9 protein-coding genes and 1 pseudogene are annotated in these 12,884 nt (G+C 45.5%); 5 read left to right on the top strand and 5 right to left on the bottom strand.

The window, feature by feature from the left end:
* Positions 1–63 precede the first annotated feature (63 nt).
* Positions 64–3,219 (bottom strand): efflux RND transporter permease subunit, encoded by a 3,156-nt coding sequence (locus A3739_RS24570; RefSeq protein WP_068476164.1) that lies wholly within the window; start codon positions 3,217–3,219, stop codon positions 64–66.
* The gene (locus A3739_RS24565) at positions 3,219–4,397 is read right to left on the bottom strand and encodes an efflux RND transporter periplasmic adaptor subunit (RefSeq protein WP_068475051.1); all 1,179 of its coding nucleotides are present in this window, start codon (positions 4,395–4,397) and stop codon (positions 3,219–3,221) included. The genes A3739_RS24570 and A3739_RS24565 overlap by 1 nt, the downstream gene beginning before the upstream one ends.
* Positions 4,398–4,520: 123 nt before the next feature.
* Between A3739_RS24565 and A3739_RS24560 the strand changes: the two genes are divergently transcribed.
* The gene (locus A3739_RS24560) at positions 4,521–5,135 is read left to right on the top strand and encodes a TetR/AcrR family transcriptional regulator (protein ID WP_068476165.1); all 615 of its coding nucleotides are present in this window, start codon (positions 4,521–4,523) and stop codon (positions 5,133–5,135) included.
* 24 nt (positions 5,136–5,159) lie between these two features.
* Here the strand turns inward: A3739_RS24560 and A3739_RS24555 are convergent, their stop codons facing one another.
* On the bottom strand, positions 5,160–5,759 hold the full coding sequence (locus A3739_RS24555) for a phosphoribosyltransferase (protein WP_068476166.1): 600 nt from the start codon (positions 5,757–5,759) through the stop codon (positions 5,160–5,162).
* Positions 5,760–5,798: 39 nt separating this feature from the next.
* Between A3739_RS24555 and A3739_RS24550 the strand changes: the two genes are divergently transcribed.
* Complete coding sequence (locus tag A3739_RS24550; RefSeq protein WP_369819785.1) at positions 5,799–6,434, top strand: phosphoribosyltransferase; 636 nt, start codon at positions 5,799–5,801, stop codon at positions 6,432–6,434.
* 1 nt (position 6,435) lies between these two features.
* On the opposite strand, the gene A3739_RS24545 is transcribed toward A3739_RS24550, so the two are convergent.
* Positions 6,436–6,903 (bottom strand): regulatory protein RecX, encoded by a 468-nt coding sequence (locus tag A3739_RS24545; RefSeq protein WP_068476167.1) that lies wholly within the window; start codon positions 6,901–6,903, stop codon positions 6,436–6,438.
* 179 nt (positions 6,904–7,082) lie between these two features.
* On the opposite strand from A3739_RS24545, the gene A3739_RS24540 reads away from it, so the two are divergent.
* The gene (locus A3739_RS24540) at positions 7,083–9,950 is read left to right on the top strand and encodes a DUF349 domain-containing protein (RefSeq protein WP_068476168.1); all 2,868 of its coding nucleotides are present in this window, start codon (positions 7,083–7,085) and stop codon (positions 9,948–9,950) included.
* A gap of 10 nt (positions 9,951–9,960) precedes the next feature.
* On the opposite strand, the gene A3739_RS24535 is transcribed toward A3739_RS24540, so the two are convergent.
* Positions 9,961–10,224, bottom strand: a complete 264-nt coding sequence (locus A3739_RS24535) for a late competence development ComFB family protein (protein ID WP_068476169.1) — start codon at positions 10,222–10,224, stop codon at positions 9,961–9,963.
* 196 nt (positions 10,225–10,420) lie between these two features.
* On the opposite strand from A3739_RS24535, the gene A3739_RS24530 reads away from it, so the two are divergent.
* Both A3739_RS24530 and A3739_RS24525 read left to right on the top strand, forming a co-directional pair.
* The gene (locus tag A3739_RS24530) at positions 10,421–12,532 is read left to right on the top strand and encodes a carboxy terminal-processing peptidase (protein ID WP_068476170.1); all 2,112 of its coding nucleotides are present in this window, start codon (positions 10,421–10,423) and stop codon (positions 12,530–12,532) included.
* A 9-nt stretch (positions 12,533–12,541) separates the two neighbouring features.
* A pseudogene (locus A3739_RS24525) lies at positions 12,542–12,884 on the top strand (hypothetical protein); the annotation flags it as partial.

Raw genomic sequence — 12,884 nt, 5'->3', positions numbered from 1 at the left:
GTAGAGAAACTCCCCTACCTGTTATCGCACATGTATTCGCACCACACTTACCTTTAGTCTTTTCTATTCGGCTGAGATTGGCTCTCGATATCTCGTAGCATGTCCAGGATTTAGACGCGCTGCGGCACCCGATCGACCAATCCACCATACGTAAATACTTGGCGTAAACCATAACGACAAGATAATCGAGAAGCCAATTCCGCCTGCAATCACTACCGCTAATGGCGGCCAGAATTGCCCACCAACAAGCAGAATCAACGGTATGAATCCAGCAATCGTAGTGAGCGTTGTACTCAAAATATGTCGCGTACAAGACATCACCGCATTGATAATCTCTTGATGATCTCCGGCTTTAGCCTTCTCATTGGCTTCCATTGCAGCGATCACGACAATGGAGCCATTAATCGCCACACCGATCAGACCAGTGATACCAATCAAAGGATTAAAGCCCAATGCATATCCACTAATCCAAAGCGATAAAAAGCCAAAGCCCGCAGCAAGTAATGCGACCATGCCAATGATTGTTGCCAACCTAAAACTGCGAAATGCTAAAACCAAGCAAGTCACCATCAATAAAACCAAAACAGGTAGGTTGGCCGCTAGTGATGCATTTGCTCGCTTACTCTCTTCCGCATCACCGCCCACAGACCAGCGATACCCCTCAGGTAGCACCCAACCACCTGACTCAAGTCGTTCAACAACGGCATTGGTAATATCTATCGGGGTCACGTGCTGTGAAAGATAACCGTGAATAATATTTACTCGCTCACCATTACGACGAGTAATTGAGGCCGCGTCGGGCGTTAGATTGAATTCTCCAAAGGCACTAGCTGGCACCCATCGGCCATCTGGTTGAACAATCGGGAACGCGCGCAACTGTTCGATACTTGCACGCTGACTATTCTCATAGCTCACAGTTACCGGTAACTGCGTAATGTCTTCTAACATGCTGCCTGCTTGAACGCCTTCGTAGGCAGCTTGCAGCTGAGCAGCTACCGAGTCGAGCTGAAGCCCCATTTCGCCGAGAGCAGTTTCATTCGCATCAAACTCAATCTTCGGAGCGCCCGGTTTTACTGATGCTTGGGTATGCAACACACCAGATTGCTGAGAAATAATTGCTCGTAGCTCTTCACCTAAAGTTCTTAACACATCCGTTTCAGGGCCAAACACCCGAAACTCAATTGGCGCTTCGACAGGCGGTCCTTGAGAGAAAGGCTTGGCAACAATTTGAACTTGAGTAAAGCTCTCGCTTAACTCAACTTGAAGCTCATCTATTAGGCTTGATGATGCCTCGACATCCTCAGCAGTCACCACCACTTCGGCGTAGTAGTTCTGGTTGCGATTATTCATCAATTGGTTGTAGTAAAACGCCGGAACACTATCCCCAATAGACCAAACCGTTTGTTTTACCTCTGCTTTATTACGAATCAACGCGTCTATTTCCTGCACTAGGGCATCTGCAGCAGGAACACTCGTATTTGATTCAAACCAAACGCGTAACTCGAACATGTCGCGATCAGCGGTCGGAAAGAATACTTTTGGCAAAGAGCCAACAGAAAGCACACCAAAAATACTCAAACCAAGTGCAGTCACAACCGCTAACCATGGCTTACGCAAACTGTGCGCGAGAAAACGCTGATAGCCTTCTGATTTTTCTTTTGAGCTAACACCAACCTGCCACCAGCGAGACTCATTTGGCTTGGCGAGCTTGTTCTCAAGCAAGGCACAGATAGCAGGAATCACAGTCATGGACAAACAGAATGAAGCGATCAAAGCCAATATCACGCTCACTGATATCGTACCAATGAAGTCTCCGGCATTACCCTCAATCAAGAGGATTGGCATGAACGCAAGAATAGTAGTGAGCGTTGATGCTAGTAGAGGCATAAACAGATGATCAAAAGCTTGTCGGATCGCTTCCGAGGACGCGAAACCCTGCTTTATTCTAGTGCTGACTTCATCCGTCATCACAATAGCGTTGTCGATCAACAGACCAATCGCGACAATCATGCCAAACATCGACATCTGCTGAACTTGGAGATTCAACACATTTAAAGCAAACAAGACACAAGCCGCTGCGAGCGGCAGCGAGCACGCCACGATTAACCCAGAGCGCCAGCCCATAAACAGCCACACAACGAGTAATACGGCAATCATGCCCGCCATCAAGTTTTGACCAAGGCTCTGCAAACGATCTTTGGTATAGCTCGCCTGCTCAAACACCTCATCCAAGGAGACAACCCCACCGGTCTCTGCCTCAACTGACCTCAGCACATTTTTAACCGACGCAGTCCAAGGATTAATCTGACTTGAAACTTCGATACGCGCTGCGACCAATATGACGCGATCACCATCAACACGCATGATGTTATCTTCTGGTTTAGAGTAACTTTTTTCGACAGTAGCTATATCACGCAACAATACGTCACCACTGGTGCTTTTCACTGGCAACTGTCGAATACGATCAAGCGAGTCAAACTCGCCACGCACTTCTATAGCGCTAAATACTTTGTCGCTCAACAGACGACCCGCAACTTCTTTGGAGTCGGATGCTTCAACAATCGCCGCTAACTCTTGAACCGTCATCCCTAGTTCGGCTAATTCATAGGGTTCTACATATATTTGCACTGTCTCATCTGGCGCGCCATGTAAACTGACATACTCAGTACCTGGAACCGCTTCAATGCGATCTTTCAATATTTGCGAAATGCGATTCATAATATCGAGCTGAGGCGCACCTTCGCCCTGCCACTTCACAGCTGTAATCAAGGTATATGCATATGCGATGTTCTCTTCTTCGATAATCTTTGGAACAGAAGCTTGTGGCGGGAGCTTACGGCTCGCATCTTTAATGCGATCTCTCACGCGAGAAATCAGCTGTTGGTTGGTTTGAGAGGTAACTCTATCTTCGAGTTCCACAGCTAGAACCGAAACATTACTACGAGACGTTGAATTAATCGTTTTGATCTCAGAAATGCTCGCTAACTCAGACTCAAGCACTTCAGTAATTGAAGATTCAACCAGCCTTGCCGATGCACCCGGAAACTCTGTCACAACAGAAATAAAGCGTTGTGTAATACGAGGATCTTCGATCTTAGGTAGCGCAAACCAAGCAGATAAACCTGCGGCGCAAATCACAATCAAGGTCATCAACAAAAGATGGGGATTTTCATAAAACGCAGCACTGACAGAGCTTAAGCGTGATCCAGATTTCTGCATTACTGGGCTCCTACGATCACGGCGTTTTGATCGGCATATCGGACTTTTTGATTCGCCACAATTCTATGCGTAGCTCTGAGCACAACGTTCGGCAAATCATCTTTCGCGAGTCCGCCTCTTACCAAAACGTAGTCGCCTGCAAAGCGATCGATCATCACCGTTTTTCGAGAGATTACAGCGGTTGCATCACCTACAGAATTCGCTTCACCTTCCACTGCAAGCGGCTCAGCAAGATACACTGACCATAAACCGCGACCGTATTCACTCAGTGCCTCTATCGGCAGCCATAAACCAGAGCGCTGACGATCACTACGTAATTGCAGACTCAAGATTTCACCGGGAACTAAACCTCGTTCATCTATATCGGCAACGTGCAGAAACACGTCTGACGCTCGATTGCCCGAAAGACTAAACTTGATGCGATCAACCTTGGCTTCAAACACTCCAGCAGAATGTTCAAGACGAACCGCCTGCCCTTCAGCCAGTTTCTGGGCGACTCGCAAAGGCAAGCTTGCTCGAATCTCTGCCATAGCGCTTTGCTCGACCAAGAGAACTGGCAAGCCAACACTCATTGTTCTGCCGACGTCGCTCAGACGCTCAATCACCACCCCATCAAAAGGCGCCTTGAGTACAGATTTCTGCAATTCCAACTTAATCGATGACAATTGTGCATTCGCGAACGCTAGGTCAGCCTCTGCTGCTTGTCGTTGTCGGATGGCTTCATCTAAAGCCTGAGCAGAAACATTACTATTTGTGCGCAGCCCTTTTGTTCGCTTGAGAGATGACTTAGCAAGATCTAATGAAGCAACCGCCCTATCACGCGTCGCACGCAACTCGGTTTGTCTTGCTTGCAAGCGAGCAGTATCAAGCTGTGCGAGAATCTCCCCGGCAACAAAGGCCTCACCTTCTTTCTTTGAAATAGAGACAAGCCGGCTTGCGATATCAAAGCCTAACTCTACGCGCTGTGCAGCCTCAACGCGCGCAACAAACTGCTCATATTCTGGCACGAAAATCTCGCCACCATCACCAAGCGTCTCAACCAAAACGGCTGACGCAGCAATGTCATTGCTCGTTGAAGAATGTGTTATTCGACTAACGCCAAGTGCTGCCGAGAGGAAAACAAAAAACACCGAAACAAGAAAAATGGGTGAATTGGTCAACCTTTGAATGGATGGCATTTATTCCTCACTTAATTGGATTTCTAAAAAAACTACCGGAACTACGAACGAGTCCACACTTTCGGATTTATTTTTTACACTGTAAATTTTACACTGTCAATTTTTTAACTTATCGTATGACTCATGGGAAGAAGAAAACTAGACGAACAAGAAGTGGCAGAGTTCAGAGCAAAGCTTATGGACCAAGCACTCATACTATTTGCGAAACACGGATACCGTGACGTATCAATTAGAGCTATTGCCCTGGCGACTGGTTGCAGCGCCATGACGCCATATCGCTATTTTGAAAACAAAGAAGCGATTTTTGATGCTTGTCGCGCTCGCGCCTTCGAGCGATTCGCCGAGTTTCACGAACAGATTGTTGAAGCCCATCCCCACCCTGTTGAACGAATCAACGCACTCGGCCAAGGGTATGCAGACTACGCAGCCGCACATACCGATGCATTTCGTTTAATGTTTGAATTAGACCAACCGAGCGAGCCTAGCAACCATCTTACGCTAATGGGGAATCGCGCTTTCGACACTCTGCGAAACTCAGTAAGAGACGCTGTACAACAAGGTTATTTAAAAGGCGAACCAGAAAAACTAGCTCATTTATTTTGGGCGACAATACATGGCATCGTCGTACTAGACCTAACGAACAAACTCACTTACGGAATCGACAAGCATGCCTTGCTCGAATCTTTCTTTGAAGGCGAGTTCACTTCAGCGAGAAACACTCCCGAAGACAGCAAATGAGCTCTCACACTAACGATCTCGATACTACAGGTCCGGGCGTAAGAAAGGCTTCACCCAAGGTTTGTTTTGTTCAATCTCTTCGAGGGTTAGACCGGTTAACTCATACGGCAACACCAACCAGTCTTGCGTTTTATGGAGAAAGTAGTCTGGCTTCCGGCCAGTCTCAGATAAGCCCTCTTTGAAATATGGCATCGCAATACGTGTATCGTCAGGCATGTTGCGTTTAGCTTTACTTGATAAACGCTGAATGACCGCATCGATATGGCGCCCAGTACTGAACACATCATCGACAATCAACAGTTTGTCGTCGTAATTCATATTCTCAAGCAGATATTGAATACCATGAACACGAATACCCTGATTGCCCTCTAACTCTTCAAAGTATTGTTCCATGCCGCGGTATGACGTTCGAATAGCGATATGATCTGTTTCTACCCCCAGCGTTTGTAGACACTCTTGCACATAAATACCTACTGTCGACCCGCCACGCCAAATACCGACAATAAAGTCTGGACGAAAACCACTTTCATATATTTTGACCGCCAAACGATAGCTATCTTCCACCAACGACTGCTCTTCGACATATCGTTTTTTCGCTTGCTTCTGCTGTTCTAGCCCGGCCATTTTACCCATCCTATTTATACTCGATATACGATACTCAGCTTGCAAAATGTTTTTGAAAAAGTAAATAATCAAGCCACTTATACTGAGCATACTGGGATTCAATCGGTGACTCTTAAAACCTACATTGGCGCACAACAATTACTAGAAGATTCGTTCCGTTTAGGCACGCAAATTCTAGACTCAGGCTTCAAACCAAGCATTATTATTGCACTATGGCGAGGCGGAACACCGATTGGGACAGCAGTACAAGAGCTGCTTGAGTATCACGGAATTGAAACAGATCATATCGCCATTCGAACCTCTTCCTACGCAGCTGCCATTGATGGTCGCTCAAATGAGATTCGCATTCACGGCATGAGCTATCTCATCAAACACGTGAAACATACGGACCGCTTATTAATCGTCGATGACGTATTTGATACAGGGCATACCATTAAAGCGGTAATTGAACATCTTGAAACTCACGCCAGAAGAAATACGCCGCAAGAAATAAAAGTGGCCGTACCGTATTACAAGCCTACACGTAATCAAACTGATATTGTGCCAGATTACTTTTTACATAAAACCGAAGAATGGCTTAAATATCCGCACTCGCTTGAAGGTTTGAGTCATGAAGAAATAGCCGAAAACAGGCCAGAGCTATACGAGATAATTAAGCCTCACCTCAAAAAGTAATTCACTCATCTAGCTCAAAGGCATAATTGACCTGATCACTGCTGAAACCGCGACTATATAAGTAGCGTTGCTGCTTCGCTTTTTGCTTTAAGTCAAAAGCGCGATCCCAATCACCAAACTTACGCTGTCGCGTATGCTTGGCGAGTTCAAACCAATCTGTATCATCACGTTCAAACGCAAGCATCACAGCTTCAGAATCGACTTTTTGCACTGCGAGCTCTTGCCTCACCCGCGCCGCACCGTAGCCCTTTATAACACGTGATCGCAGCAACATATCCGCATAACGTTGCTCACATAAGTAGCCTGCTTCGATCATTTGCTCGATCACATCATCAACGAGGACTTGTTCGTCCTCATCTAAATTCCGTAAGAGCTTATCTCTCAACTCGTGAATTGCATATTCACGCCTCGCTAACAAATCAACGGCTTTGTTTTTTAGTTTTTGCAGCAGCTCAGCTTGCTCACTCATACACACTCATCACACTTTATGCATCACCTAACAACAAGCGTCGAATAAACACTTCTTTGCTAGCAATTTCAAGGTTAAACTACTCCGATTACTTTTTGCTCAACAAGAACAAAAATATCATCTAACAACAAAGACTACCGTGGCAGGCAACTGCTACGTTCCAAGAATACAGGCACGACATGGCTAATTTCTTATCCAAGCTTTTTAAACCAAAATGGCAAAACAAATCTGCCGAAGTTCGATTAGAAGCTCTGCAGCAACTTGATCCAAATAACAATGAGCAACGTGAGATTATCGAATCTCTGCTCTTAAATGATGAAAACCCTTCTGTAAGACAAGCAGCACTGAGTAAAACAAGCGATCCAGCGCGCGTTATTGTACTCTACGCGAAGTTAAACAATGCGGACAAACCCGCTGCGGTTGAACATTTAACAAAGCTCAGTGAATCTTTAGGCCTTAGCCTATTTGACCTCATCGAAGACAAAACCTTTTTGGCGCAAATTATAATCGCCACTGAATCTCCAGATGAATTCCTAAATAGCCTTGCACGCATTCAAGATGAGGAGGCGCTCATCCTCATCGCACAACAAGCGAAGCTAAGTCGACTAAGACAAGCTGCCACCGAGCTAATCGAATCTGAAGAATGCCTTGATAAAGTTATTGAAACAGCGCGATCAAAAGACAAAAAAGTCTTTCAAATTGCAAAGAGTAAATTAAGCCATATTCGTGAACACAAAAAACAAGTCGAACAACAAAAGCTTCAACTCTCTGGTTTACTCGCGAATCTCAAAGAACTCGCAAACACAGACGACACTAACCTCTACTCCGCAAAGTTAGACAGTTTGAAACAACGCTGTAACGCGCTTATTGAAGTCGCAAGCAATGATCAGGTTAGTAGTTACCAATCACTGGTTATCGACTGCGAAAAACGCCTGCAAGCAATTCAAGTTGAAGAGGCAAAAATTGCCTCTGTTAGCGCAGAAACAAAGCAACCAGAAGATCAAGAAAGCCCCTCCTCCGACATCAGCTTGGAGCAGCAAGATTCAGAACTTATCGCAACAATTAACACCTTGGAAGATACATTGAGTCAGTTATCTGAGAGAGCCGCAGCTCCTCAGGATACCTCAGCGATCGATGCCATTATCAAAACGCAAGAAACGCGCTGGATTGAAAGCGCCAAAGAAGAAGCTGTCGATAAAGAAACTGAAAAGTCTTACAAACAAAAAATGTCGGCGCTTCGACAATACTTGAGCGCCTTGCAAAAATTATCGCAACAACAAGCGCGCATTGAATCGCTGACACAGCAGTCATCATACGAGGCATATAAAGAACTTAAGAGCATTCTCGACAAAGTAAGCTGGCCCGACAATTTCGCCCTCCCCGCACTACTGATCACGGCGTCAGAGGTGATGGCAAAATCTGAAGAGCACGAGCAAGCAAAAGAGCAAGAACAATCGAAGATTGAAGCTGAGCTAAACCAATCGCTCACCGCACTCGACAAGCTTCTTGACGAAAAGCAGCTCAACGCATCCAAACAAAAGATTCAACAAGTACGAAAACTGCATAAAAAGCTGACTAAGAAAAGACAAAATCACTACACATCTGCCCTAAAACTACGTAGTGATCAACTGAATGAATTGAGAGATTGGCAAGGCTTTGCTGCATCGCCAGAGCAAGAAAGATTATGTGAATCGATGGAAGCTCTGATTGATAAGCATATAGATCCTCAAGAAAAGTCAGCCCAAATAAAGCAACTTCAAGAACGCTGGAAAAGTCTTGGCGGCGCGCAAGACCCTGCCCTATGGCAACGCTTTTCAAATGCGGCTGAGGCAGCATTTGCACCATGCGCTGAATATTATTCTGAGCAAGGCGAGCTGAAAAAAGCCAATCTCGAAAAACGTAAAAAGCTTGCCGCTGAACTTGCTGAATTTGTCGAGCAAATCAACTGGGAAACAGTGGATTGGAAAGCAGTAGAAAAAATAAATCGTCAAGCTCGCAACGAATGGCGCGAAGCTCATCCAGTTGATCGCAGACACGGGCGTGACCTGCAAGAGCAATTCAATCAAACGCTAGCAAAATTGAGCGATAAAATTGACGCTGAACGAGGGCAAAACTTAGCAATCAAACAAGATATCGTATCTCGTGCTCAGGCTTTTGCAGAAAGCGAAGAGCTCTCAACAGCCATGCAAGGCGCCAAAGACCTTCAAAGCGAATGGCAAAAAGTGGGTATTACCGAACACAAGAAAGACAGGGTTCTCTGGAAAGAATTCCGCGCTGCTTGCGACAAAATTTTTGCCCAACGAGATGCTCAACGTAACAAAGCAAAACAGGAAAATGACGAGAAGCTAGCTCAGACCGAAGAGATCGTAAACGAAGCTGAACAAACAGTGAAGCAAACGTTCTCTTCAGTAAAAGACGCCGAGACAAGCCTAGCAAGTTTGCGCTCCAATCTAAAACAAGTGACTAACGTTAATGGGAAAAAACGAACAGAGCTTCTTGATCGCTACAACGCTTGTATTGAAGCTTTGAAGCATCAAATTAAACAGTTGGATTTCGAACGCATTCTGGCTCAATGGAACGAAGCACAACGTAAAGCCGACATTCTCGCGATTGCCGCCGAAAATAAAGAGGAAATCGATGCAAACTTTGCGAGTACCGTTGAATTAAGTAAGCGCCTAGAAGAACGTTTCCAAGCGCGGGCCAAAGCATCAAAAGCGCAAAAACTGACTATCAGCGATGACGATCTCGCACAAGAGTTATGTATTCGTTGTGAGATTGCTGCGGGGCTTGAATCTCCGGCGTCAGCGCAAGAGCGACGTATGCAACTGCAAGTGACTCGTCTGTCAGAAGGTTTGAGTGGCGCAGCCAGCTTATCGAGAGAAGAACAGTTAGAACAATTGCTCATTGCATGGTTTGCTGAAAATGTATTCGATACAAAAACGCGTGAGATCTATACAAATCGTATTGATGCTTGTATCAAACAAGTATTTGGCGCAGCGCAGTTAGCGAGCCAAAAGCTAGCAAGCGAAACCGCTGAACCCGCATAAATATCAAAAACTAGTGCTTTGCTGAGGCGATGTAAGCAATTGCCTCAGCAACAGCCTTTTCAATTTTTGCCGCGATTTCCATCCTTTCTACATCGCTCGTGTAAAACGCCCGATCCACGCTATGTTTGATGTATTTGGCGGGCACTTTATTCAAAGCAAGACACGCAATATCACTCAATTGCGCTTCGCTAAACGTATGCTTTTTAAGCTGTTTAGACATTTCATCTACCACCAAGCGCTCATGGTAATTAAAAATACTGTCTAGTACCGACATAAGTTGATTCCCTTTTAAGCATCCAATCAGTCATCCAACAGAATGATAAATTAAGTAATAAGTGTGCAGCTTACAAACTGTGCCACCACAAAGTGTGATCGAAACACAGTTACTCATAAACTTTGGCAAGGTTAGTGGCAGGGCTAAGAGTGATAACATACAATCTTTCAGACCAACGAGTGAAAAGAGTAAAGCAATGAAACTTACCCACGTATTGGTCGCCGTCATCGCAATGATGTCGTTCGGCTTGACCCACGCGGCACAGCAAAGCCTTGAAGAACTGCTAGCACAAGCAGAACAGGCACCAGAATTAGTTCCAGAAAAATCACAGCGTGAAGCAAGTGTTCATATCGCACGCTCTCTCCTTCTGAGCCACTATCGTAAACAAGATATCGATCGCGAATTGTCGAAACGTGTCTTTGAGCACTACTTAGATTCTCTTGATGGACAGCGCCTGTACTTCCTTCAATCAGATATCGAAGAATTTGAACCTTACCGCAACCGTCTCCATGGTGCCTTGAAAACTGGCCAACTAGAACCAGGATTCAAGATTTTTAATCGCTATCAAGAGCGCGTTATTCAGCGTCTCGTTTATAAAATTTCTCTTCTAGAGAATGACTTAAAAGACATGCGTTTCGATGATGACGAATTCATTCTGTCTGATCGCTCTGAGCAAGCGTGGCCAACAACAGAAGCTGAACTAGAAGATATTTGGCGTCGACGCGTTAAAAGTGGTGCACTCTCTTTAAAATTGTCTGGCGAGTCACTTAAAGAAGCTGCGGACACTTTGCGTACCCGCTACCAGTCGCAACTAAAGCGTGCGCTTCAGATTCGTAACGAAGACGCTTTCCAAGCCTACATGAATGCGTTTACAACGCTTTATGATCCACATACGACTTACTTCTCACCTCGCTCTTCAGAAAACTTTAACATCAACATGAGTTTGTCGCTTGAAGGAATCGGCGCGGTTCTACAAGCCGACAATGAGTTTACAAAAGTTGTTCGCTTGATTGCAGGTGGTCCTGCGCAACAACAAGGCCAGCTTGGCCCTGCTGACCGAATTGTCGGCGTTGCTCAAGGCGACGAGAAAATGGTTAACGTTGTAGGTTGGAGATTAGACGAAGTTGTACAATTGATTCGTGGTCCAAAAAAATCAACGGTGCGCCTCGAAGTTATTCCATCCGAAGCAAAAGTCGACACAGACACGCGCGTGATCGCGATTGTTCGTGACAAAGTAAAACTTGAAGATCAAGCAGCGAAAAGTTCTGTCATCGAGACTGAACGCGACGGTCAAACTAAGCGCGTTGGTGTTATCGAGATTCCAACCTTCTATGCTGACTTCCAAGCCATGCAAAACGGCGATCCAAACTACAAGAGCACAACACGCGACACATTGCTTTTGTTGAATGAAATGCGTGCCGAAAAAGAACTAGATGGTCTGGTCATTGATCTACGCGGCAATGGCGGCGGCTCATTAGACGAAGCAAACAAGCTTACCGGCCTGTTCATTGATGAAGGCCCTACCGTTCAAATACGCAGCGCGAACAACCGCGTCGAAGTGCTAACTGACCCAGATCCAAAGCTAGTATATAACGGCCCTTTACTCGTTCTCGTTGACCGTTTGAGTGCTTCTGCATCAGAAATCTTTGCAGGCGCCATTCAGGACTACGATCGCGGTATCGTGATGGGCTCTCAAACCTTTGGTAAAGGTACCGTTCAATCTGTTCGTCCTTTAAACCACGGCCAGCTTAAAATCACTCAAGCTAAGTTTTATCGCATCTCGGGTGCCAGCACACAGCATAAAGGCGTTGTACCAGACATTCTGATCCCTGATACGGTCGATACGACTAAAGTAGGTGAAGATTCTCTTGAAAACGCTCTTCCTTGGGATGCTATTGCAGCGGCCGATTTTAAACAACTCGCTAGCAACGACGGTGTTGAAACAGTATTGAATCAACGCCATAAAGAGCGCTTTGCGAAAAACGAAGAATACCAAGTCTTACTTGAAGAGATTGCATTGCTCGATAAGCAACGCACAAAAGATCGCGTATCTCTCAATAAAGAAGTTCGCCAAAAAGAAATCAAGACAGCTGAAAAAGAGCAACTCGACTTAGAAAACAAACGTCGTAGCTTTGATGGCAAAGAACCTTACGCTGATTTCAAGGCATGGGAAGATGACGTCGAAGCTCAAGCAAGCAAGACGCAGAGCGACGAACTCGAAATAGACTTTATCGTTGACGAGAGCGTCGAGGTATTGCTTGATTTCATTGAAGCAACTGCAAAAGCTTCGATCGCAAAAGCCTCATAGTCAGCAGTAATGACCAGCGACGATAAGCCTTCCTCAAGACACTTGCCCGACGAAAAGGTCGGGCAAGACATTGATTCAAAACCTACAGATCTTGATGCATCACCAGAAAGCCAAAATCAAGATACGCCCTCTAGCTCAGAAAAACACTCAAACAAATCAAATGATCAACATACACCAGTTGAGCCATGGGTTAGTGAAGAAACCATTGCAGGGCTATTTGATCGTGTTGGATCTGCTGCTGGCCAGGCTTTTAGGATAGCTAAACGCACAACAGATACCTCCTACAAAGTTGGTAAGGCACTCATTCAATCTCAAGATCAGTTGAAGTTGATGGTAGCCGCAGGTGAGAGTT

This window comes from Oleiphilus sp. HI0067, assembly GCF_001635735.1.
Note: the sequence above shows the minus strand (reverse complement) of the source record. Positions and strands in the feature narration are given on the sequence as shown.